Consider the following 23,675-nt stretch of genomic DNA (forward strand, 5'->3'; position numbering starts at 1 on the left):
AAAAGGCCCGCCGGATCGCTCCGGCGGGCCTTTTTGTATTGTGATGTGAGGTGCCTCAGTCGAGGCGACCGCTGGCATGGGCCAGCATGGTGTAGACCTTGCCCGTATCCGAGGTCAGGTAGGTCTGCCCCAGCATGTTGTCGCGGTCGTTGCGCGAGACCTGGGCAAGCAACGCCTCGAAGTCGGCGATGTAGCGGTCGACAGCGGTGCGGAATTCCGGATCGCGGCCGTATTTCTGGCGGATCTCGTCGAAGGTCTGCTGGCCCTGCAGGGTGTAGAGCCGGCGGGTGAAGACATGACGCTCACCGCGCTTGTAACGGTCCCACAGGTCGACAAAGGTCTCGTGATCGATGGCCCGTGCGATGTCCATGGACAGGGAGTTGAGGCTCTCGACCATGTGCAGTGGCGAGCGCGGGACCTTCGCTGACGCAGCCGGTACCTCTTCGTCACGCGATGCGCGGCGGAGCAGGTCGCTGACCCAACCCTTGGCGGCAGGGTCCGACGGCTGCTGAGACTGGATCTCGGCCGGGGCCGTCCTGCGGGGGGCTTCTGCGCGAGGGGCAGGGCGCTCTGGTTCAGTCCGGGCCGGCGTTGCTGGGCGCGCTGCCGGCTGGGCCGGGAAGGAAGCAGGGGCGGCGGCAGAGGCTGCAATCCGTTCCTGCTGCGGCCGCGAGATGTCGAGGACGTTGGATTGGCGGGCCACGATCTCGGACAGTTCGGTCAGGGCGCGGATCTGTTCATTGACCACCTTGCGCAGTGCGGCCGAGGATTCTTCGGCCTCTTCCGGCAGGTTGAGCACGCCCTGCTTCAACTCCTTGCGGGTTGCCTCCAACTCATGATGGACATCCCGGGCGACATCCCGCATGCGGGTTGCCGCCTCGCCGAAGCGTTCGGAAGCTTCGGCCACCGAGCGGGTCATTTCCTTCATGATCTCGTCCTGAACCGAACGGATGGCATCGCGGGCGCGCTGCCCTTCCATGCCTGCCGTCAGGCGCATCGATTCGAACTGTTCGGCGACCTGACGCGAAGCAGCTTCCGCAGCAGCGGCCAGCATGCCTGCGGCATCCCGTGCCTTGTCGTCAGCGGTCTCCAGCGTTTCGGACAGGGTGCTGGTGAAGGTCCGCATCAGGGTGTCGACAGACTCGGTCTTCGCCAGGAGAGTGTCGGCAACGGTCTCGATTGCAGTCTTGCGTTCGCCGATCCGGTTCTCGACGAGACGGTTCGTCTCCTCGAGGTGACGGGCCGCCGAGATCAGGCTCTGGCTCTGCTGGTCAAAGCGCGAGGCAAGGGCCTGGATGTCGGTGAGGACGGTGGACGTCACGTCGCGCAGCGCGCCCACCTGTCCGTCGATGAGGCTCGTGGACGCATTCGTCTCCGTGACCGCGCGGTCGACCGCATTGCGGAATTCGCCGGCGCGGCGGGCCAGGTTGTTTTCCACATCGGCCATGTTGGCACCGGCATGGGACATGACGTCTTGCAGCGTGGTGTTGGACTGGTCGAGGCGATCCAGGATGGCCGAAACATCGGCCTCGAGCTGCTGCTTGGTCCGCTCAAGCAGGGACACAGCACGCAGGGAGCGGTCGTCGATGCCCGTGATGATGCGTTCGCCTGCATCGACCAGCGAGCGGGTTGCCTCCAGCCCATGCTGCGCGAATGTATCGGCGACGTCGCGGCCCTTGACGGAGATCGCGTCGAGGATCGCGCGATGGATTTCGCCGACGCGGCTGGTGAGTTCGGTGGCCCGGGCCTCGATGGCCGTGACCAGCTCGTTGCCATCGGTGCCGACAAGGCGGGCGAATTCGCCGCTGCGGGCCCCGAAGGCTTCGTTGAGTTCTGCGGCCTTGTCGAGCATTTCCCTGGCCACCGTGTTGCCACGCTGGGACAGGAGATCAGCGGCCTGCTGGACTGCGCTGCTGACGCGGGTGCGGACGCTGTCGGCCTCGCCGGACATCAGGTTGCGCATTTCCTCGACGGTGCGTGTCAGCGTCACACGGGCGTGTTCGCTTTCTGCAGTCAGGTTGCCCGAGATTTCCGCGATGGTCCGCGACAGGTCCGCGCGGACCTTCTCGCTTTCGCCGGTCAGCGAGCCGGAGAATTCGGCCAGCGTGCCGACATATAGCGTACGGGCCTTCTCGCTCTCGGCGGCCATGGAACGGGCAGCTTCCGAGACGGCGGTGAGAACGAGATCGCGGACGCGATCCCCTTCACCTGACAGGTGCCCGGTTGCCTGCGACATCGCAGATGTGACCGTATCGGCGGCCTTCTGGCTTTCGCCGACGAGCACGCCGCGCGCTTCGCCGACAGCACCCAGAACCAGCTGGCGCAGGCGTTCGCCTTCACCGGCAAGCTTGCCGGTGACATCGGTGAAGGTCGCATTGACGGTTTCCACCGTGCGTTCACGTTCACCGGCCAGCGAGGCGGCAGCCTGGCTGACGGCTTCGATGACCATGTCGCGCACGCGGGTGCTTTCGCCGGACAGGACCGAGCTTGCCTCGATCATGGCGCCGGTCAGGGTGTCGCGGGCCTTTTCGGTTTCGCCCGAAAGCGTTCCGGAGATGGCGGCAAGGCGCTCGTTGAGCACGGCTTCCAACTGGCTTGCGCGGGTGTCGAGCGTCTCGGCGACTTCGAACACCTTGGCGCCGAGCGAGACATTGATCTCTGCGATGCGCTCGGACAGGGTCTCGGTGAGTTCAGCGCTCTGCCGGGCCAGCACGCTGCCGGCTTCGTCCAGACGGCTGTCCAGTGCCTGCGTCATTTCGCTCTGGCCGTCAATGAAGGCCTTGGCGATTTCACGGGTACGGGAGATCAGGGTCTCGCTGATCTGGCGGGCGCGATTGTCGAGGGTCTGGTCGATGCGCTCCGTGCCGGTCGCCATGCTCTCAGCCAGGTGCTCGGCCTTGTCGCTGATCGACATGGCAGCAGCATTCACCCGCTCGTTGATGGACGAGGCGGCGACGTCGACGCGTTCGCTGATCGAGGAGGCCGCTCCGTCGACCTTGTCCGCGATGATCTGGCCAACCTGTTCGGCGCGCTCCACCAGCTGCTCGCCAGCGGAATCCACCCGGCGGGACAGTTCGTAAGTGATGGCGTCAGAGCGGTCGGCGAGCACTTCGGCGATGGTGCGCGACTTCTGTTCCAGCGTTTCGCTGAGCACTTCGGTCCGGCTGCTGATGGCTTCCGCCAACAGGGTCGTACGGGATTCCAGCGCGGCCTCAAAGGAAGCCGTGCGCTGTTCCAGCGTCAGGTCCAGGCTGTTGATCCGGCTGTCCAGCGAGGAATCCAGTCCGCCAACGCGGATCTCGAAGGTCGCATCGAGCGTCTCAAGCCGGCTGTCGAGGGTCTGGGCCAGCACCTGGGCGCGGCTGTCGAACGACTGCACAAGATCGGAGCCACGCTCGGCGACGATCTGCTCCAGTTCGTTGAGGCGGGAGGCGAGGCCTTGCTGCAGGGCCTGGCCACGCTCGTCCAGGGTTGCCGCGATCCGGTCGCCGACAGTGCCGATGTCGGTGCTGACACGGTCGCCGCGGGTGCCGATGAGGCGGGCGAGTTCTGTCCCGGTCTCCGCCAGCTTCTGCGCCAGATCCGTGGTGCGCTGTCCGAGGGTTTCGGAGATTTCGGACGAAGCGGTTGCAAGGGTCTCGCGGAAGCCGATGGTCTGGCTTTCGATGAGCAGGGCCATTTCGGTGCCGCGGGCGCCGAGGCGCTGGTCGAGGTCCGCCCCGTGCACGGTGATCGCCGTTTCGATGCGGTCACTGATCGAGCCGAGGCGCTCGGCCAGATCACCGCCATGGACCGTAATGGTCTGGGTGAGGCTGGAAGATGTCTCGTCGAGCTTGGCGGCAATCTCGCCGCCGCGCAAGGACAGGTCGACAACGATGGATTCGCCCGTTCCGCGCAGGATTTCCGCCACTTCGGCGCTGCGTTCGGACAGGGTTTCGACGATTTCTGCGCCCTTCACCGAGATGGTGTCGGTGACCTGCTGGCCGCGCTGCGAAATGCTCTCGACCACACGCTCGCCGGTTTCATTCAGCGAGTTGTCGAGATGGGTGACGCGGCTGTCGACGGTCGTGATCAGCTCTGTGGTGCGGGTGGTGATGGTATCGATCAGACGGCCGCTGGTCAGGGCGAGGGTCGCGTTGATCTCGTCACCGCGCTGCGCAATCGTGTCGCCAACCGTCGCTCCGGTCCGGTCCAGCGCTTCGGTGAATTCCTGGGTGCGCTGGGTCAGCGTGGAGTTGATCTCGCCGCCACGCACGGTCAGGGTCTCGACGAATTCGCTGGCCGTGGAGGCAAAGCGCTCGTTCACCTCATTGCCGCGCAGGCTGAGGGTTTCCCAAAGCTCGGTCCCGGTGCGTGACAGGTTGTCGACCATCTCGCTGCCAGAGGCGGTGAGGCGGGAGACATAATCGCCGGCACGGTCGGTCAGGGCCTCGACCAGTTCAGAGCCGGATGCGGTCAGGGACGAGTTGAGCGCATCGATGCGGCTGTCTACAGACCCGGTCAGATCCCCGATGCGGTCTTCGACGGCCGCCACGAGGCGCGACGTTGCCGCGTCGACCGTGCGGGAAATCTCGTCGGACGTGACCGACAGCTGACCTGCGAAGCTCTCATGCGCGCCGGAAATCGTCTCACGGACGCGCTCGGCATTGGCGATGATTGCCTCGCGCTGGGAGATGAGTTCATCGATCAGCGCGCGGATCTTCAGCTCATTGTCGTTGTAGGACCGCTCCAGCGAGGAGACCTCGTTGTGCACCAGCACCTCGAGTTCGCTCGCACGGGCAATTGCCCGTTCGATGCCATCGCCCATGGCGGCGACTTCACGGCGGATGGCCTGACCGACGGTCAGAACGGATTCCTTCGCCATGTCCTCAGGCTCGGCAAGGCGCAGGGCTACTTCGGTCATGCCGCGGGCGACGATGCGCATTTCCTGCGCGCGCCAGATCATCATGGCCATGACGAAGAAGAACAGGATCGGCACAACGATGCCGACACCGGCCAGTACCAGGGAAGGAGAGGCGGCAAGCGCTTCCGGTCCGGACAGAGCAGCGATTTCGGCACTGAAGCCGGAGAGCAGCAGGGTCCCGCCGATCAGCCCCCAGGCGATGCTGAGAACCAGAGCGACCCAGAACGGGGCAGCCGAGGGACGGCTCTGCAGCGCATAGATCAGATTGCCGATGCTGCGGCGATCATCGTTCGCTGCCGGCGGACGCCCGCCACGACCACGACCGCGCCGGTTGTCGGCCGGTCCTGCGTCATTGGCGGAGGTTCGTTCGCTTCCCCCAAGCGCCGGCTTTTCAGCCAGGGCCTCGCCGAGGGCTGCACGAGCCGCTTCGTCACTGGCTGCCACTGTCTTGTCCGGGCCGCCGAAGTCGAGCTTCAGCGCCTCTTCGACAGCGGACAGGGCCGCTTCCGCAGGATCTTTCACCTTCGGGGGATTTGCCATCTTGGATCGCCTCACATCCGTACTCATTACATATCGGAGGCCGAAGCCGCCGAACGCGCTCCCTGCAGCGTTCCGCCAGACTGACTGCTGACTGTCGCCACATGGATTGTGACAAGGCCGGGTGCCGCCGCATCTGCTGTCCGCCGCTTTGCCGGACAGCCTTTTCCCCACCTTGCCGCATTCCTCAATCTAATGGCACAATCCGCGTTAAGGAACAAGAAACGCCGTTATGCATCAGGTCTCTCAAGGGAGTAGAGCCATGCCTGGACCCAGCGTAAAATCACCCGGACGAGGGGGGGCGGACGGCCTCTGTGGGCGGAGGTGGAAGCACCGTTTTGCCGACCCCTGTGCAACTGCGATGGCTGCGCCGGGGGCTCGAACAGGCTGGTGGCAAGCTCCCGCTTTTTGACGAGGGCGGACGGGAGGTTTCGCCCCGGACCATTCGGGCCTGTATTGTGGCAGGATGGGCAGAGCCTTGGTTTTCCAATCCAATTAAGCCCGACTGGCTCGTCTGCCGGCTGACCGATGCCGGGCGGGCAATTGCCGAGGCGTCTGGCTCCGGCCGTGGGGCCGAGCGGTCGTGACATTGCCGGCCGACAATTTTTCCGCTCTGTCCGGCCGCTAATGCTGCGCCGCAAAATGAATGCGGCCGCTTTTCCAAATGTCCGTTAACCAATGATTCACTTTGTTGGGGAGAGTTGCCCATCTGCACGCCATGGGCCGGCATCTCTTAACCTCGCATTTTCGAAACCGGGCGCAAATCTCTCTAAACATTCTGCTTGTTTGCATTTGAGTGCCATTGCCGGCGGCGGGAGCCCGGGAGAATCAGATGGGTCATACAGCACCGACTGGATCGGATCGGTCTTGCGGGAGCCGCGCCTCGTTGGCGCCGGTGGATCGCTCGGTGCTCGCGGCCAGCACCTTTGGCAACGCAGACCTCGAGCAGGAGGTGCTGCGTCTGTTTCTCCTGCAGGCCCAGGCGATCCTCCAGCAGATCGGTTCCGCTGGTTCGCATCAGGAGGCGGCAGACCAGGTGCATACGCTCAAGGGATCTGCCCGGGCCATCGGTGCCGGTCGGCTTGCCGAGGTCTGTGAGGACGTTGAGGCGGAACTGCGCGCTGGCGAGGCTCCAGCGCTCCTGACGCTTGTCAGTCTGGTGGAAGAGGCGTCTGACTATATCCGCCAGCAGATGCTGGCTTGAGACAGGCTGCCGCAGCGGGCTTGCTTGACCTTTCGCGGTGAACCTATATTCCGGTCAGCCCAGACTTAATCCACCGGACGGACGCGCATATGCCCCATATCACTTTCGTTACTGCCGACGGCGCACGCCATGAGGTTGACGCTGCCGATGGCGCCACCGTGATGGAGAGCGCCATCAAGCACATGGTTCCTGGCATCGAGGCCGAGTGCGGCGGGGCCTGTGCCTGCGCGACCTGCCATGTCTATGTCGACGACGCCTGGTCGGCGAAGACCGGAAGCCCGGAGCCGATGGAAGAGGACATGCTCGACTTTGCCTATGACGTTCGTCCGACCTCGCGCCTGTCCTGCCAGATCAAGATGAACGCTGCACTTGACGGCATCGTCGTGCATGTGCCGGAACGCCAGGCCTGAACTACGGCTTGCTGTTTCAAAATAGAGAAAACGCCCGCGCTGGGAGACGCGGGCGTTTTCGTGTGTCCTGACCCTCACTCCGCCGGTCGGGCGGGCGTGCTGCTCCAGGGCAGGACAACCTCGTGGCCCACATCAGGGGCATGCGGCACCAGTCGAGACAGGCCAAGGCTGCAAAGCGCCATGCCGGCACCGACCAGGAACACGGCAGCGGGCGACACCAGCCACAACAGTCCGAAGGCGACCGGGATGAAAACCGCTGCGATGTGATTGATGGTGAAGGCGACGCCAGCCGTCGGGGCGATATCTGCCGGATCAGCGATTTTCTGGAAGTAGGTCTTCATGGCGATGGCGATGGCGAAGAACATGTGGTCGATCACATAGAGCGCTGCTGCCATGGATGCGTTGGTCACAAACGCATAGCCGACAAACACAAGGAACAAGCCGCTATATTCGATCGCCATGGCGCGCCGCTCGCCGATGCGCACGATCATCTGGCCGATCTTCGGGGCGACCAGCATGTTGACCGCGCCATTGATCAGGAACAGCCCCGCGACTTCGTGGACGTCGTATCCAAAGCGCTCCACCATCAGGAAGCCGGCAAAGACGGTGAAGATCTGTCGCCGGGCGCCAGCCATGAAGGTCAGCGCGTAGTAAAGCCAGTAACGCTTGCGCAGGATCAGCTTCTTGTGCTGCGGCACGCCTTCCCGGAACTTCGGAAAAATGAAGATCAGGGCCGCCAGTGCGATCAGTGTGGTGATGCCTGAGATCAGGAAGACGGTTTCGAAGGTCAGGCCGAACGTCTTCCAACCCAGCAAGATGAGCGAATAGGCGATCAACTGGGCGAAGGCGCCAACAGCCAGGATCTTGCCCATGCCCGCAGCAGCCGTCTGCTTTGGCAACCATTGCAGCGACAGCGACTGTGCCATGGTCTCATAATAGTGGAAACCGATCGACATGATCAGGGTCGTTACATAAAACCCGAAGGCTGTCGGGAAATAGCCTGTCACGGCAACGCCGATGCCCAGGCAGGCGAGCGAAAGATAGGCCAGGGTCTGCTCGCGCATCAGCAGCAGCAGATACACCGCCGTGAAAGCCAGAAATCCCGGGATCTCGCGGATCGACTGCTGGATGCCGATCTCCTTGCCGGTGAACAGCAGCTCCTGCACGGCGAAATTGTTGACGAGGTTCCACCAGCCGGCAAAGGACAGTTGCATCGCACCGGCCATAACCATCAGCAGCACGAGCGGCGACCGCCAGCCGGTGGCGGTCATCGGGTCTGCGGCGCGGGTGAAGTAACTCATCGGCTTGTCCGTTGCATTCGGGCGGCCTGCCATGCGGCCGCATTTCAGGAACCGTACGGTACGGTTCGTAGTTTGATGCTCTCTTATACGCGCCTTGTGACCTTGCTTGTTAGCGCCGTTTTGTCATCATATGTCGCTGAGTTGCCAAAGGAGCCGTTGCATGGCTATTCATCCGGAGCTGCACCAGTCGCCGGGCGGGCCGCTTCTGTCGCCGATCTATGCCTATACGACACAGGAAACGGCAGGTGAGGTAACGCTGCTGCATTGTCACGACGCGGCACAACTGTTTCACGTCGTGCGCGGATCCCTGGCCATCGACACGGAGCGCGGCACTTTTTTTGTCCCGCCAGAGCGGGCCGTCTGGATCCCGCCGCGTTTTGCCCACGAGACGCGATACCTCACCCAGTCAGAAGTGCGGTATCTCTACATCCGCCGGGATGCGGCGGCTCTCCTGCCGCAGGAGCCCCGCATCCTGCAGATGACAGCACTGCTGCGCGAACTGATCCTGGCCTACATGTCCTATCCGCGCGCTGAAACGGCCGAGGGGCCGGCAGCACGGTTGGGCGCGGTCATTCTTGACCAGCTCGACCTGCTGCCGGCGCAAGGGCTGGAATTGCCGATGCCGGCCGAGGGGCGGTTGCGGCAGCTCTGCGAGGCGATTGCCCGCGATCCCGGCACCGCGCCACAGCTGCCAGAGGCCGCCGCCGCCTGTGCTTTGTCGGTTCGCTCCTTTGAACGGCGGGTGCAGGGGGAGACGGGCCTGTCCTACCGCAGCTGGTGCCGGCAGGCGAAACTGTTCCGCGCCCTGGAACTGCTTGCCTCTGGCGCAAGGGTCTCCGATGTGGCTGATCACCTTGGCTACGAGGGGCCAAGTGCGTTTGTCGCAACCTTCCGCAAGGCGTTCGGGGTCACGCCCGGGCGATATTTCAATCCCGTGCCGAGATGTTGATCCATCTCAACGTCATGTCCTCTTCAGAATGCGAGGTTGCCTGCTGAACGACCTTAGAGGAGGGATTGATGTTCAAGATGATTATTGTGCCGGTGGATCCGGGTGAGCCGAAGTTCTCCGCGCCGGCCATCGAGGCTGCAAGCCGTTTTGCCCGCGACTACGGCAGCAGCCTGCGCCTTGTCGCCGTCCTTGCGCATTCGCAGGGCTTTGTCGCCAGCTATCTTCCTGCAGACTTCGAGGAGAAAGCCATCTCCGACACGCGCGCGATGCTGGACGACCTGGCACACGGTCTGGGCCTGCCCAAGGACAAGATCGCAGTCAGCGTCCGGATCGGCTCGATCTATCATGAGGTGATTGAGGAGGCGAAGGAGGCCGAAGCCGATCTGATCGTGATGGAATCCCATCGTCCGGATCTGTCGACCTATCTGCTCGGCTCGAACGCTGCCAAGATCGTGCGTCACTCGACCTGTTCGGTGATGGTGCTGCGGCCCTCGAAATAAGGCACAGGCAAGCGGCAGGGGCTGATGCAGCTGCCGCTTGTGATCGTTGCCGGGGCCTTCAGCGGGCGAGATCGCGCATGGCGTCCGTCAGGCCTTCCAGCGTCAGGCCATACATGCGCCCCCCCATCAGTTCGCGCATCATGCGGATGGAGTGGGTATAGTCCCATTGCTGTTCCGGCACCGGGTTCAGCCAGGCTGCCCGGTGATAGATGTTCAGCACCCGCTGCATCCAGGCGCTTCCCGGTTCCTCGTTCCAGTGCTCGACCGAGCCGCCCGGATAGGCGATCTCATAGGGGCTCATCGAGGCATCGCCGACGAAGATCACCTTGTAGTCGGCCGGATACTTGTGCAGCACGTCCATGGTCGGCAGCCGCTCGGACTGGCGGCGACGGTTTTCCTTCCACACATGCTCGTAGAGGCAATTGTGGAAGTAAAAATGCTCCATCACCTTGAATTCCGACCGGGCGGCGGAAAACAGTTCCTCACAGATGCGGATATGGTCGTCCATTGAGCCGCCGATGTCGAAGAACAGCAGCACCTTCACCGCATTGCGCCGCTCGGGCCGCATCTTCACGTCCAGCAGCCCCTTGTGAGCCGTCGACCGGATCGTGTCATCGAGATCCAGTTCATCGGCGGCGCCGGTGCGGGCAAACTTGCGCAGCCGTTTCAGGGCCACCTTGATGTTGCGCGTGCCGATTTCGACGTTGTCGTCGAGATCCTTGAACTCGCGCTGGTCCCAGACCTTGACCGCCCGGCGGTGCCGGCTCTCCTTCTGGCCGATGCGCACGCCTTCCGGATTGTAGCCATAGGCACCGAAAGGCGATGTCCCGGCGGTGCCGATCCATTTGTTGCCGCCCTGGTGGCGCTCCTTTTGCTCTTCCAGCCGCTGCTTCAGGGTTTCCATCAGTTTCTCGAAGCCGCCGAGGCTTTCGATGAGGGCTTTTTCTTCCTCGCTCAGGTGCTTCTCGGCGAGCTTGCGCAGCCAGTCTTCCGGGATCTCGGCCCCAGGCTCCTCGCTCATCAGGTCGAGGCCCTTGAAGACATGCCCGAACACGCGGTCGAAGCGGTCGAGATGGCTCTCGTCTTTCACCAGCGCCGTGCGGGCGAGATAATAGAAGTCCTCGACCCGTCGGCCAGCCAGGTCCAGTTCCAGGGCCCGCATCAGGTCCAGGTACTCACGCAGGGAAACCGGAACGCCGGCTCCCTTCAGCTCGGTGAAGAAGGTGATGAACATGGACAGAAGGTAGGCGGGCCTGCCCGGCTTGTCGAGAGGCAGGCCCGTTCAGGGCGTCAGCCGCCGCTGTCGCCGGGCGTCAGATCCGGGTGCAGCTTCCGGCCCAGGATGTGGGTGCTCTGGCCGATGACATGATGCGCCGCACCGACAATCAGCGGATCGGGCGCGCCGACAATATGCGGATCCTTGTCCGGATAGGGCAGGGAACTGAGAAAGTGATCCATGCAGTTCAGCCGGGCGCGCTTCTTGTCATCGGATTTCACGATGGTCCAGGGCGCATCGGCCGTGTCGGTATAGAAGAACATCGCCTCCTTGGCCTCGGTGTAGTCGTCCCACTTGTCGAGGGAGGCAAGGTCGATGGGAGACAGTTTCCACTGCTTCAGCGGGTCGGTCTGGCGTTCCATGAAACGTTTGCGCTGTTCGTCCTGGGTGACCGAGAACCAATATTTGAACAGCCGGACACCGTCGCGCACCAGCATGCGTTCGAACTCCGGGCACTGGCGCATGAATTCCAGATACTGGCTCGCGGTACAGAAGCCCATGACGCGCTCGACGCCGGCCCGGTTGTACCAGGAGCGGTCGAACAGCACCATTTCACCTGCGGAGGGAAGGTGCTGGATGTAGCGTTGGAAGTACCACTGCGTCGCCTCGCGCTCGGTCGGCTTCTGCAGGGCGACCACGGTCGCGCCGCGCGGATTGAGGTGTTCCATGAACCGCTTGATGGTGCCGCCCTTGCCGGCAGCGTCACGGCCCTCGAACAGGATGATCACCCGCTGGCCGGTTTCCTTGATCCAGCGTTGTGCCTTTAGAAGCTCGGCCTGCAGCTTCGCCTTGCGTTTCTCATAAGGGTCGGATCGCATGCGCGTGGCATAGGGATATTCACCGCTCTCAAAAATCTGGTGGATTGTCGCCGGGTCGTGCCGTTTCTCCGCAATGCTGGCGCGGTGAGCGGAGGGCGCCGGGGCAGTGTCGGTGGCAACAGTGGCTGAAGGGAGCATCGGTGCCGTTGACACGGGGACTTCGGCTCCTGCTTCGGTCTCCGGCTCCGCCACCGCTGCGACCGGGGTCGGCGCTGCGGTCTTGCGTTGGCGGCTGGTCGTGCGCGGCCTGGCCACGCCACCGCTTGCCGCCGCTCCATTGGATGCGCTGTCTTCGTCTGCCATGCCGGTCCTCCCACTTCGTGTCTTTCGCTGAGGAAAGCTTAGCAGGCAAACACAAACAAGCCCTTGACCAAAATCACAGGGCTGCCACATCGGAGTGCCGGAGGTGATCCGGTCAGGAGGTGCTCTCATCCTTGGGGATGGACCTTGTCAGGTCCGCCAGGAAGTCTTGGATGCGCGGGCCTTTCGTGCCGATGAAAGGGGCGGGGCGGCAGACATCGGTCGCCGCGACCCCAATCCGGGCCGTCAGCAGACCGTTGATAACGCCTTCGCCAAGGCGCGCGGAGAGGCGGGCTGCGAGGCCATGGCCAAGAAACTGGGAAATCAGGCTGTCTCCCGCCGCCATGCCGCCCGTCACGGCCAGATGCCCTGCCACCTCCTTGGCGAGGCGGATAAAGCCGATGGTGCCGGGGCGGCCACCATAGAGCGCCGAAAGGCGTCGAATGATGCGAATGTTTTCGGCCAGGACCACAATCAGGTCGAGCGCGGCGCGCGGGCTGACTGCGGTGATCACAGAGACGCGCTTGGCACTGTCGGTGACGATCCGCCGGGCGGCGGCATCCAGCGGCGCCAGCAACTCCCGTTCAGCGAGCAGGATCAGGTCACGGCCGTCGATGACTTCCGCCATATGCGCCTTCATGGCAGCGCGGCCGCGCGCGGTCTCGGGGCGGTCTTTGTAGAGCCCGATCAACTCGGTGATGGCGGCCTTGGCCGCCTTGGTGTCGTCAGCCTCGGCCGCTGCGCCCATCGCGTCGCGCAGCCGGTCGATGCGGCGCAGCCGGGCGAGACCGGCAAGTTCCCGGATGATCAGTCCTGCCAGTCCCAGAACAGCGAGGGCGACAAGGGCGAGCCCCATCCAGCCGAGCCAGTCGGTGCGGGCGAAGAGGTCCCGGATCAGGCTGTCGATGGCAAGCCCGATGGCCAGGCTGGCGAGACCGCCAAGGCCGGCCAGGAACCAACGTCCGAACCGGACGCTGGGGGCGGTGCGAACCGGGCTTGCCTGAATGTCCTCCGGCTCCACTGCAGCCGGAATGATCCTTGCCTCATTGCGCAGCGGGGTTCCGAGCGTTCCATCTTCGAACCGGACATTGGCATCGTCGAGCCGGAAGGCGGTGGGGCGCCGCGGCGTGCGGTGGTCGTCGCTCATGCGAGCCGGTCTCCGATCAGGAAGTTGATGGCGCGGTCGAGACGGATATGCGGCAAGGACAGGGTCAGCCCCTCCGCCGTTCGCTCAAGGGCCGGTGGCCGAAACCGGACAAAGCGCAGACCGGTCTGGTGTTTTTCTTTTTCCTGAAGCCGCTGAAGTTCCGATTCAGAATCAACGGCTGCAGGTGATGATTCTGATTCAAGGGCTTGAAAAAGTGAGTCCGCTTCTTGTGGTAAGTCCCCGGGAAACATGGCGATTTCCGTCTGGCCATCGTATCTGTCGCCATTCACAGCCTCGCCCGGCAACGGCGTGCCAAGGATGGCTGGCAGGTCTTCGCCCGCATGGCGGACGGTCGCCTCACGTGTCGCACGAACGGCCGCCAGGGCGAGGACTTCGACCTCGGCACCGCGAAATTGGGCATGCTCGATGCCACGGGCGACCAGCCGGCGCAGGATGGCCTCCAGGCGGTCATGATCGTCCCGGTGCAGGTGATCGGCCTTTGTCGCGGCAAACAGGATCCGGTCGATCCGGCGGGTCAGGATCGACGACAGCCAACTCGACCGGCCGGGGCGGAAGGAGGTCAGCACCTGGCCCAGTGCGGTCTCCAGATCGCGCAGGGCGGCAGGGCCGGCGTTCAGGGCCTGCAGCGCATCGACCAGCACGATCTGCCGGTCGAGCCGGGCAAAGTGGTCGTGGAAGAACGGTCGTACCACGTGCTTCTTGTAGGCCTCGAAGCGCCGCTCCATCATCGCCAGCAGACTGCTGGGACCTGCCGCGCCGGGATGTCCGCTCAGGTCGAGGGGGGCGAATGTCAGCGCTGGCGAGCCGTCGAGGTCACCGGGCATCAGGAACCGTCCCGGCGGCAGCATTGACAGGGCGTGTTCGTCAGCGCGGCAGCCGGCCAGGTATCCGGTGAAAGCCCGAGCGAGAGCCCGCGCGTCGGTCTCGTTCTCTGGTGTTGCCGGGTCTGTTGCCTGAAGGGCGGCAAGATAGTCCCGCGCCAGAGCCGTCCGGCCGGGGGCTCTCGCCAGACGCAGGGCCTCATCCGAAAAGCTGCGATAGTCCTTCGACAGCAGCGGCAGGTCGAGGAGCCATTCGCCCGGATAATCGACGATGTCGAGATGCAGTTTTCCGCGTCCCAGGGTCCGGGTCAGGAACGAGGCAGATTCATATTTGACCGTCAGTCGCAGTTCGGACACCTGCCGGGTGGACTGCGGCCAGACCCGCTCATTCACCAGCGCTGCGACATGGGCTTCATAGTCGAAGCGTGGCACTGCATCATCGGGCTGCGGCTGCAGCGAGGTCGCGGAAATCCGCCGCCCGGCAGCAGCATCGAACAGCGGCAGCCGGCCACCATGCAACAGATTGTGCACGAGTGCCGTGATGAAGACTGTCTTGCCGGCGCGGGCAAGGCCCGTGACACCGATCCTGAGGCTGGGCACGCCGAGATCGCCTGCCGTGCCGGCCAGGTTCTCCAGGGCCAGCAGGGCATCGTCGGCGAGGGAGGAGAGTTTCATCGAAGCATCCTTGTCAGACACCCGATGTAGGAAGTCGCAAGCCTGGCTGCAACGCCAGCACTCTCCGCGTCACATCAGGTCCCGCGGCCGGACAAACCGGACCAGCCGTCCGCTCGCCGGCTGCAGTCCGGCAAAGTCCTCACACGGCAGGTCGATCACGGCGAGACCGGCCGTCGGGAATTTTTCAGCCAGCGCATGCATGGCGTCCGCGTCTCCCTCCACCACCAGTTCGCGTGCGGTGTCATGGGTGGCCGGGTTGTGAGCGATCAGCATCAGGGTCCTGGCGCTGCCACCATGGCGGCGCAGCAGGTCGATGTAGTCGCTCTCGCTGGCGTCATAGATCTCGCGCATCAGCCGAATTTCGCAGGATCCGCGCAGCCCGGGCAACAAGGCCTGCAGAGTCAGCCGCGTGCGTAGGGCGGTGGAGCACAGGATCAGGTCTGGCTTCAGTTGCTCCGCATTGATCCACGTTGCCATGCGCTGCGCCGCGTCCTCGCCACGCGGTGCAAGCCATCGGTCGTGGTCGTGCAGTTCCGGATTGCTCCAGTCGGACTTGGCGTGGCGATAAAGGATCAGTCTGGGCATGGCACACTCCCGTTGCAGCCTGGAGTTCTAGCAGATCCGTCTCCGCTCGGCATCGGCAATGCTTTTGTGCGGCGATTGACCATGACTTCTGAGATTTTCGGCATATCGTTCAAGCTGAACTCGTTCCAGATTTATAGCGGTTCCAGATTTTTTATCAGCCGAACTGCGTTTGCCCGGAGTATCTGTTCTGTATAGTTAATGCTTAAAATTAAAAGCTGCCCATGCGTTAGTTTTGGTTTTCTGTTGCGGCTGTCATCCGGATTGAATAGGACCAGTGCGGGTGAGCGAATGGTGGGGGTGTCGTGTCCATTCCACATGCGCATGTCGCATCATACTACCGTGCGATCAGGTCTGTTGACGATACCGCCTTCATCGGTCTCGATGGCCGTGCGCATGCCGAGATCTGCGTCATTGGCGGTGGTCTTGCCGGGCTGACCACGGCTTTTGAGCTTGCCCGTCGCGGGCGGCGCGTTGTGCTTGTCGAGGCGGATCGGATCGGCTGGGGCGCTTCTGGCCGCAATGCCGGCTTTGTCTCCTGCGGGTTTGCCGAGAGCATCGATACACTCGAGACCCGGCTTGGGCCTGCTGATGCCCGCGCCCTGTTCGACCTGTCCCGCCTGGGCGTGCAGTATGTCGCCGAAACCATTATTGCCAGTGACCGGCGCGATGTCGTCGCCGGTCGAGCGGCACTCAGCCTGTCCCGCCAGCCCCAGGTCGACGTCTTGCAGCGGCGCCAGGAAAAAATGGCGGAGAGCTACGGCTGCAAGCTTGACCTTTGGTCCCGCGACAAGGTCGCGTCGATGCTGGCGACTTCGACTTATTTCGACGGCCTGCATGACCCGTCTGCGTTTCAAATTGATCCGGTCGCCTATACGGCGCTGATGGGCGACCGCTGCCGGGCCGCCGGGGTATGGATCTTCGAGGCCAGTCCAGTGCACCGGATCGCGGATGTCGGGGCCGGCTGGCGTGTCGAAACGGATCGGGGCGTCGTCCACTGCGAGCAGGTGGTTCTGGCGACCAGTGCCTATGGTGTTCTGAACCATACCTATCGCCCGGTGGACCGTGCTGTCCTTCCCGTTGCCACCTATGTCATCACCAGCGAACCTCTCGGCGAGCGGCTGCGCGAGACAATCGCCTTCCAGGGGTGCCTGTCGGATATGCGCCGGGCAGGGGACTATTACCGCATCGTGGGAGGCGATCGGCTGCTATGGGGGGGGCGTATCACCACCCGGCGGGCGGAGCCGGCCCGTCTTGCGGACATGCTCAAGGCAGACATCCGGCGCATCTACCCGCAACTCGGTGATTTCCAGGTCGATTTTGCTTGGTCCGGGCTCATGGGCTATGCCCGCCACAAGATGCCGCTCATCGGCATGATCCGGCGCGGGCTCTGGGTTGCCACGGCCTTTGGTGGGCACGGTCTCAACACAACGGCAATGGCCGGACAGTTGATCGCCTCGGCCATTTCGGATCAGGATGATCGCTGGCGTCTGTTTGCGCCTTTCGGGGCCACCTGGGGCGGTGGCTTTGCCGGGCGCGTCGCCGCCCAGCTTGAGTATTGGCGCATGCAAATGCTCGACCGGGCCGGGGAATGGCGGCATCGCCGTGGTTCGTCTTCAGGGTCTTCGACCGGTTCCCGGGCACAGGCGGTTATCTCAGACGGGCCAACTGCTCCGTGATTTCCTGGAAGGCCGGTTCCAGCACGGTTTCGTGGTCGGGCAGGTTGTAGGAAATCCAGAGTGAATAGTCGGACGAGCGGCCCTTCAAGTGCCAGAAGCTTTCCAGCAGGGCCCGCTCGTCGGTGCCGCCCGTCCGGAATGTAATGCCTTGCTCTGCCACGCCGCTGAGGCGCAACAGGGCATAGCCAGCCTTCTGGTAGGCATCGGCAAACCGCTTCGCCTCATCCCGGCCCGTATCCGGCGCATGCTGCCGGATTACCAGTTGCATGCCCCGTTCGGATGTATAGATGCAGCCGGCAAGCCGTGTCCGGGCGGCCGCCAGCACCTTGGTCCGGGTCAAGTCTCCAAGCCGGTTCGGGCAACTCAGGCCGGAAAAATGACGCATGCCAAGTGCGTCATTGACCCAGCCGGCCTCGTACTCGCTTTGCACCTTTGGAGCAGCCGTCTGTGCAAGCACAGGTTCTGGCTGCAACAAGCCTGCCAGGATCAGACAGGCTGCAAGCCAGGCAGAGGCGGAGAGGCGACACAGGTGTTGCATGTTTCAGCGTTGCTCGCGCCGGGTCATGAAGGCAAGCCGTTCGAACAGATGCACATCCTGCTCGTTCTTGAGCAGTGCCCCGTGCAGAGGCGGGATCAACCGCTTGGGATCCTTTTCCCTGAGCACTGACGGATCGATGTCCTCGTTCAGCAACAGCTTGATCCAGTCCAGAAGTTCCGAAGTCGACGGTTTCTTCTTCAGTCCTGGAACATCGCGGATGTCATAAAACAGCGACAGGGCTTCGCGCAGCAGTCTGTCCTTGAGACCGGGAAAATGCACGGCAACGATCTCGGCCATGGTCTCCCGGTCGGGGAACTTGATGTAGTGGAAGAAACACCGGCGCAGGAATGCGTCCGGCAGGTCCTTCTCGTTGTTCGAGGTGATGATCACCACCGGCCTTTGCCGGGCCTTCACCAGTTCGCCGGTCTCGTAGACATAGAACTCCATCCGGTCGAGTTCCTGCAGCAGGTCATTGGGAAACTCGATATCGGCCTTGTCGATCTCGTCGATCAAGAGGACCGGACGGACGTCGCTGGCGAAGGCATCCCAGAGCTTGCCCTTGCGGATGTAGTTGCGGATGTCCTTGACCCGTTCGTCGCCAAGCTGGCTGTCGCGAAGGCGGGACACGGCGTCATACTCGTATAGTCCCTGCTGCGCCTTGGTGGTCGACTTGACATGCCATTCGAGCAAAGGCGCGGCCAAAGCTCCGGCCACCTCGGTGGCCAGAACGGTCTTGCCGGTCCCCGGTTCGCCCTTGACCAGCAGTGGCCGCTCCAGCGTCACCGCCGCGTTGACCGCTACCCTGAGGTCTTCGGTGGCAATGTAACTCGTGGTCCCGTTGAATCGCATGTCTGCCGTGGCCTCTTCCTGTTTCGGGCAGGAGAGTAGGGCGGGGAAAGGGGGCGTGCAAGCCTAGGCCGGAACCGGCGTACAGGGCGTGTTTTTCCCGGTGTCCCGGCAGCTTTTGCCGCCGCCCGGCAGGAATGCTCTCATGGCGCCAGGACAGAACAGACGCGGAGATCTGGCCTTAATTCAATGAATTCAATTGCTTAATTTGTTTGTTCTGATTGGCACGCTGTTTGCGAGGGGAGAGCAGGGCCATTCCTGTTTTATTGAGTCCAAGAGGAAGCGGAATGAGTATTTACGGGGCAATCAACGCGGCGACTTCCGGCCTTTCGGCTCAGTCGAAGGCGCTTGAGAACATTTCGGGCAACGTCGCCAACTCCCAGACGATCGGCTACAAGCGCCTTGACACCACCTTTGCCGACCTTGTGTCGAGTGGCGGTGCGGTGCAGGGCAAGCAGGTCGCCGGGACCACGCTGGCAACGTCGCGTGCAACCAACACAGTCTCGGGCGCTATCGTTGCGTCCCAGGTCGATACGTATCTGGCGATTAACGGCAAGGGCTACTTTGTCGTGACCAAGGCTGCCGATGTCATCGATGGCCAGACGACCTTTGCGGATGCCGAGTATTATTCGCGTGCCGGCGACTTCGAGCTGGACGAAAACGGCTACCTGGTCAACAGCGCGGGCTACTTCCTCAAAGGGTTCCAGCTCGATCCGCTGACGGGCAATGCCGTGGGTGACAGCGCTACTGTCATCCAGATCTCGAAGAAGCCGATGGCAGCGAAGGCGACGTCCGAGATCCGCTATCAGGCCAACCTTCCGACTTATCCGTTGACGAAGAACGCAGATAAAACGGTGCCTGGTAGCCAGTATCTTGATACTTCGGGTGCTATCACCGCGACATCAAACATCACCAACGCGGATCTCCAGGACTTCCTGGATTCGTCCATTTCCGGTCAGTCCATCACGTCCTATGACCAGAATGGTGCGCCTGTGAACGTTGAGGTCCGTTGGGCGCAAACCGCGCCGAACACCTGGAACGCTTATTATTCGGCCGGTCGGGATGCTGCTACGGCTGCGCCCGCTGATGTGATGTGGAACCTGATCGGTCAGACGACTTTTACGGCTGCCGGCAAGATGGACGTGCTGACGCCGCAGGCTCCCAATACATTGGCGCCCGGCGGCGCCGGGTTCGTGATCGACAACCTCACGGTTGGCGGCGTGAATGCCGGTAACATCCAGTTTACCTTCAAGAATGATGCGCTCACCCAGTACGCCGATCCCAAGGGGCTTGCGTCATCTGTTGCGCTGAACCAGGACGGCTACGCCGCCGGGCAAGTCGTTGGCGTGACCATCGACGCTGCTGGTCGGGTGACGGCTTCCTACTCCAACCAGCAGCAGCTGGCGATCTATGAGATCCCTATCGCGACCTTCAGCGCGGAACATAACCTGCGCCGCGTCGATGGAGCTGCCTTCGCAGCAACGCCCTTGTCCGGGGTGCCGGTGTTTGGCGAAGGCGGCTCTGTGCTGTCCAACAGCTATGAGGCATCCAATGCCGACATCGCTGCCGAATTCGCCAAGTTGATCATCACGCAGCAGGCCTATTCCGCAAACTCCAAGGTCGTCACCTCTGCCGACGAGATGCTGAACAGCGCCCTCAACATGATCCGCTGACGCGGGAAACGTGAACGGTGAGGGCGGCCACTCCAGCCGCCCCGCCTGAAGGTAAGGGTCCGGAGGCGCATATGAGTTTGACGTCTGCCCTCAACACCGCCTTGTTTGGCCTGACTCACAATCAGCGCCAGATCGATGTGACAGCGGCAAATATTGCCAACGCCAATACCGCTGGCTACACCGCCAAGCGCGTCGAGGCGAATGTCTATTTTGACAAGCACGGCAATGTGTCCGGGCTGTTGACCAGCAATATTCGCCGCGACATTGACCAGGCAATCCAGGGGAACTACTGGGACAGTCTTGCCCAGACTGCTTTCGCCAACACGCGCCACGCCTATACCAGCGAGATCGACCGGACGATCGGCAGCCTCGGGGACTCGTCTTCGTTGCCCTCGTTGATGTCCAAGCTCAACTCCAATCTCGCCAGTCTCGTCAGTGCGCCCGACAGCTATGCCGCGCGCCAGGAGTTTCTCGGCACTGCCGATTTGCTGGCCCGCCGTCTCAACTCGACCTATGAAGACCTGCAGAACATGCGCACGCGCGCCGACAGCGCGATTGGCAATCAGGTTGGTGAGGTCAATCAGTTGCTGGCGCGGATCGAAGAGATCGACAAGGAAATCCAGTCTGCCAAGCTGACGGGCATGCCTGGCGTTGATCTGCATGACCAGCGGGATCGTTATCTTGAACAGATATCGAGTTATCTTGATGTGTCCGTGTCGTTCGACAACAACGGCTTCACGCGGATCAATACCTATTCAGGCCAGATCCTCTACAGCGATGGTCAAGCAGCCAAGCTTGAGTTCAAGCCAACCGGAACCTTGAAGCCAGGTGAAGACGGCAACACGATTACTGTCGTGACTCCTGGCGGGACGCCTTACGATCTCGTCTCGGCCTCTCGCTCCGGCTCCATGATGGCGCTTGTCAGTCTGCGGGACGAGACACTGCCGGAGGCTCAGGCGCAGCTTGATGAACTGGCTTCCCAGTTGTCGCTCGCCTTCTCGAACGTTGATGTTGCAAGCACGGCTACGACAGTTGGCCCCGAAACCGGTTTTACCCTTGATATCGCCGGCTTGCAGGCAGGCAACACGGTGTCGCTGTCCTATGTCGACAGTGGCGGGACGACGCGGAACGTCAGCTTTGTTGCGGTGAAGGACCCGTCGCTGTTGCCTTTGGCTGCGTCCACGACAGCGAGGCCGGATGACATCGTCTTCGGCATTGATATCTCGAGCGGAAACACTGCGAACTACATCACCCAGATCGCGACGGCCCTGACCGGCTCCAATCTCGCTGTAGCCGATGACGGAACGGGCAAACTGCGCGTTTTGGGTGACACAGGCACCAACACCGTTGCCAAGTCCCTGTCCGCCAATGTCACCACGACGGCCTCGTCGAACCAGGGGCTTGGGCTTGCGGTGTTCATGGACGGCCGCAACGGCCAGGAGCTTTACACGGGCGCACTGGAGAACGGCGGGCAACGAACCGGGTTTGCGCGGTCCATTTCCCTCGATCTGACCTTGAAGTCCGACAGTTCCAAGCTGGTCAACTACCAGACAACGCCGACGACCAACTCGCCAAAGGATTCCTCGCGGCCGCAGTATCTGCTGGATGCCTTGAGCAAGACGAATTTTTCCTTCGATGCCTCGACCGGTATCGGAACTGAAGGGGATCCGTTCAAGGGAACGGTCATGGGATTCGTCAACCAGTTTGTCTCTTATCAGGGTGAGCAGGCTGAAACGGCAAAGCAGACAGCCAGTGCCCGGACAACGCTGACGCAGAATCTCGCGATCCGTTATGAAGAAGACTACAAGGTTGATGTGGATGCAGAGCTTGGGTTTTTGATCCAGTTGCAGAACGCATACTCGGCGAATGCGCGCGTGATGCAGGCTACGCGTGAAATGTTCGATGTTCTCCTGAACTCTGTCTAGAGGTTCGCATGGCTATCGGTTCCATCACTTCGTCCCGTGGGTATCTGACCCAGCAGTTGACGTCGCTCAGCCGGACGCTGACGGAGAAGACCGGCCAACTGGCGACAGGCAAGATCGCAACCACCTATGGCGGCGTTGGCAATCAACGTGGGCTTGATCTGGAACTCACCCAGAAGGTGAAGCGGATCGAGGCCTATCAGGAAACGATTACGATGAGCCGTCTGCATATCAAGACGCTCAACATCAATCTCGACCGCCTCGAAAAGCTGCGGATCCAGGCAAAAGATGCCATGGATATCAATAACTTCGAGCTACAGGCTGATGGCCAGACCTCGACCCAGGCAACTGCAGAAATCCTGCTGACGGAGGCGATCAGCCTGCTGAACTCCGAGGTTGGCGGTCACTACCTGTTCGGCGGCAGCGATTCCAGCACCAATCCCGTTCGTCAGATGAAAGAGATTCTGGACGGCGTTGATGGCAAGGCCGGGTTGAAGCAGGTGCTGTCGGAGTTCTGGCAGGCCAACCGCGGTGTGAGTGAAATGGGCCGGCTGGACATGTCGGCTTTGACGACGACGCTGGACGGTTTTGGGGCTCCCTTGACCTCCTCTTTCACGGTGACAGAAGACGGGGCGCATGATTTCGGCTTTGATATCAAGGCTGTTACCTCTGACTTGAGCAATCTGACGCTGACCGCGCCGACCGGTATCGATCCGGACAGCTTTGGTGTGGAGTTCACCGGGCAGCCCTTGCCAGGCCAGAAGATCACCCTTGAATTGGCACTGCCGCCGGCAGGGGAGCGGACGACAAAGATAGAGTTGACGTCGACCGTGAGCGGCAACGCGAAGAATACGTTCCTGATCGGTGCTGATCTTGCCGAGACAGCTGCGAACCTGCGCACGGCAATTACCGATGCCCTGAAGGAAGAAGCGAGTACAACCTTGCGCGCAGCCTCCGATGAATGGGCCGCAGCTTCCTTTTTTGACAGCTTTGGCGGCAATCCGCCGATGCGTGTGAGTGGTCCTCCCTACGACACGGCGACGGCGCTGGTGGATGGTTCGGCGACGACCACGTCCTGGTATATCGGAGAAAACACCGCCACAAGTGATCCCCGGCAGGACAAAATAGCGGCTGTCGATGACAATCTGCGCCTTGGTTATGGCGTTCGTGCCAATGAGCAGGGCCTGACCGACGTGATCAAGTCACTCTCGACTTTCATCGCGGGAGACTTCTCCGGAAATACGTCCACGGACGAACAATACTACACCGCGCTCGCCGACCGCATGAAGGCGACGATCCAGCCGCAAGGCACAGCCCGGTCCGGTATTGTCGACATCACGACGGAAGTTGCCATCGCCTTCCGGTCGATCGAATATACCGCCGAGCGTCACACCGTGCTGAAGTCAGGCTATCAGGGCACCATCGCCGAGATCGAAGGCGTCGACAAGGAAACCCTGGCAGTCGAGATCGTGCAACTTCAGACCATGCTGGAGGCGTCCTACAGGGCATCCTCGATCGCTATGAAGATGTCGCTGGCTGACTATCTCTGAAAAGTACCGGGTTGATGGATATA

General features: G+C 62.3%; 17 protein-coding genes. 8 read left to right on the top strand and 9 right to left on the bottom strand.

Translation table 11 applies throughout. The features are described 5' to 3' along the window. Positions 1–55: 55 nt before the first annotated feature. Positions 56–5,443 (bottom strand): antitoxin, encoded by a 5,388-nt coding sequence (locus tag ACTIFE_RS13860; protein WP_439529748.1) that lies wholly within the window; start codon positions 5,441–5,443, stop codon positions 56–58. A gap of 892 nt (positions 5,444–6,335) precedes the next feature. Between ACTIFE_RS13860 and ACTIFE_RS13865 the strand changes: the two genes are divergently transcribed. Together ACTIFE_RS13865 and ACTIFE_RS13870 are read left to right on the top strand one after the other, a co-directional pair. Further along, positions 6,336–6,644 (top strand): Hpt domain-containing protein, encoded by a 309-nt coding sequence (locus tag ACTIFE_RS13865; protein WP_439529771.1) that lies wholly within the window; start codon positions 6,336–6,338, stop codon positions 6,642–6,644. Between the two features lie 89 nt (positions 6,645–6,733). Next, on the top strand, positions 6,734–7,054 hold the full coding sequence (locus ACTIFE_RS13870; protein ID WP_439529749.1) for a 2Fe-2S iron-sulfur cluster-binding protein: 321 nt from the start codon (positions 6,734–6,736) through the stop codon (positions 7,052–7,054). A 74-nt stretch (positions 7,055–7,128) separates the two neighbouring features. Here ACTIFE_RS13870 and ACTIFE_RS13875 read toward each other — a convergent pair whose 3' ends face one another. Then, the gene (locus tag ACTIFE_RS13875; protein WP_439529750.1) at positions 7,129–8,355 is read right to left on the bottom strand and encodes an MFS transporter; all 1,227 of its coding nucleotides are present in this window, start codon (positions 8,353–8,355) and stop codon (positions 7,129–7,131) included. Positions 8,356–8,515: 160 nt separating this feature from the next. Here ACTIFE_RS13875 and ACTIFE_RS13880 point away from each other — a divergent pair, with 160 nt between their 5' ends. Together ACTIFE_RS13880 and ACTIFE_RS13885 are read left to right on the top strand one after the other, a co-directional pair. Then, the gene (locus ACTIFE_RS13880) at positions 8,516–9,304 is read left to right on the top strand and encodes an AraC family transcriptional regulator (RefSeq protein ID WP_439529751.1); all 789 of its coding nucleotides are present in this window, start codon (positions 8,516–8,518) and stop codon (positions 9,302–9,304) included. Between the two features lie 68 nt (positions 9,305–9,372). Further along, entirely contained in the window at positions 9,373–9,804 is a 432-nt protein-coding gene (locus tag ACTIFE_RS13885) for a universal stress protein (protein ID WP_439529752.1), read from the top strand. A gap of 58 nt (positions 9,805–9,862) precedes the next feature. Here ACTIFE_RS13885 and ACTIFE_RS13890 read toward each other — a convergent pair whose 3' ends face one another. From ACTIFE_RS13890 to ACTIFE_RS13910, 5 genes are all read right to left on the bottom strand, one after another. Further along, on the bottom strand, positions 9,863–11,038 hold the full coding sequence (locus ACTIFE_RS13890) for a vWA domain-containing protein (RefSeq protein ID WP_439529753.1): 1,176 nt from the start codon (positions 11,036–11,038) through the stop codon (positions 9,863–9,865). Positions 11,039–11,094: 56 nt separating this feature from the next. Further along, the gene (gene ppk2 / locus ACTIFE_RS13895; RefSeq protein WP_439529754.1) at positions 11,095–12,201 is read right to left on the bottom strand and encodes a polyphosphate kinase 2; all 1,107 of its coding nucleotides are present in this window, start codon (positions 12,199–12,201) and stop codon (positions 11,095–11,097) included. A gap of 112 nt (positions 12,202–12,313) precedes the next feature. Next, positions 12,314–13,345, bottom strand: a complete 1,032-nt coding sequence (locus ACTIFE_RS13900) for a YcjF family protein (RefSeq protein ID WP_439529755.1) — start codon at positions 13,343–13,345, stop codon at positions 12,314–12,316. After that, positions 13,342–14,862, bottom strand: a complete 1,521-nt coding sequence (locus ACTIFE_RS13905; RefSeq protein WP_439529756.1) for a YcjX family protein — start codon at positions 14,860–14,862, stop codon at positions 13,342–13,344. Before ACTIFE_RS13905 ends, ACTIFE_RS13900 begins: the two co-directional genes overlap by 4 nt. A 69-nt stretch (positions 14,863–14,931) precedes the next feature. Continuing rightward, the gene (locus ACTIFE_RS13910; RefSeq protein WP_439529757.1) at positions 14,932–15,447 is read right to left on the bottom strand and encodes a SixA phosphatase family protein; all 516 of its coding nucleotides are present in this window, start codon (positions 15,445–15,447) and stop codon (positions 14,932–14,934) included. A 302-nt stretch (positions 15,448–15,749) separates the two neighbouring features. On the opposite strand from ACTIFE_RS13910, the gene ACTIFE_RS13915 reads away from it, so the two are divergent. Then, positions 15,750–17,123, top strand: coding sequence for an NAD(P)/FAD-dependent oxidoreductase (locus ACTIFE_RS13915; protein WP_439529758.1), 1,374 nt, complete (start codon positions 15,750–15,752; stop codon positions 17,121–17,123). On the opposite strand, the gene ACTIFE_RS13920 is transcribed toward ACTIFE_RS13915, so the two are convergent. Next, a complete protein-coding gene (locus tag ACTIFE_RS13920) occupies positions 17,095–17,661 on the bottom strand; it encodes a hypothetical protein (protein WP_439529759.1) in 567 nt (188 codons plus the stop codon). The two genes, ACTIFE_RS13915 and ACTIFE_RS13920, sit on opposite strands and share 29 nt — an antisense overlap. A 3-nt stretch (positions 17,662–17,664) precedes the next feature. Beyond that, positions 17,665–18,510, bottom strand: a complete 846-nt coding sequence (locus ACTIFE_RS13925; protein ID WP_439529760.1) for an AAA family ATPase — start codon at positions 18,508–18,510, stop codon at positions 17,665–17,667. Between the two features lie 284 nt (positions 18,511–18,794). On the opposite strand from ACTIFE_RS13925, the gene ACTIFE_RS13930 reads away from it, so the two are divergent. The 3 genes from ACTIFE_RS13930 to ACTIFE_RS13940 all read left to right on the top strand — a co-directional run bounded on the left by ACTIFE_RS13930 (position 18,795) and on the right by ACTIFE_RS13940 (position 23,652). Further along, the gene (locus ACTIFE_RS13930; RefSeq protein WP_439529761.1) at positions 18,795–20,180 is read left to right on the top strand and encodes a flagellar hook protein FlgE; all 1,386 of its coding nucleotides are present in this window, start codon (positions 18,795–18,797) and stop codon (positions 20,178–20,180) included. Between the two features lie 71 nt (positions 20,181–20,251). Continuing rightward, complete coding sequence (flgK, locus tag ACTIFE_RS13935) at positions 20,252–22,105, top strand: flagellar hook-associated protein FlgK (protein ID WP_439529762.1); 1,854 nt, start codon at positions 20,252–20,254, stop codon at positions 22,103–22,105. An 8-nt stretch (positions 22,106–22,113) separates the two neighbouring features. Further along, positions 22,114–23,652: a flagellar protein gene (locus ACTIFE_RS13940; RefSeq protein WP_439529763.1), complete on the top strand. Its 1,539-nt coding sequence runs from the start codon at positions 22,114–22,116 to the stop codon at positions 23,650–23,652. Positions 23,653–23,675: the final 23 nt, after the last annotated feature.

The organism is Pannonibacter sp. (assembly GCF_051860505.1).
Lineage (GTDB): Bacteria > Pseudomonadota > Alphaproteobacteria > Rhizobiales > Stappiaceae > Pannonibacter.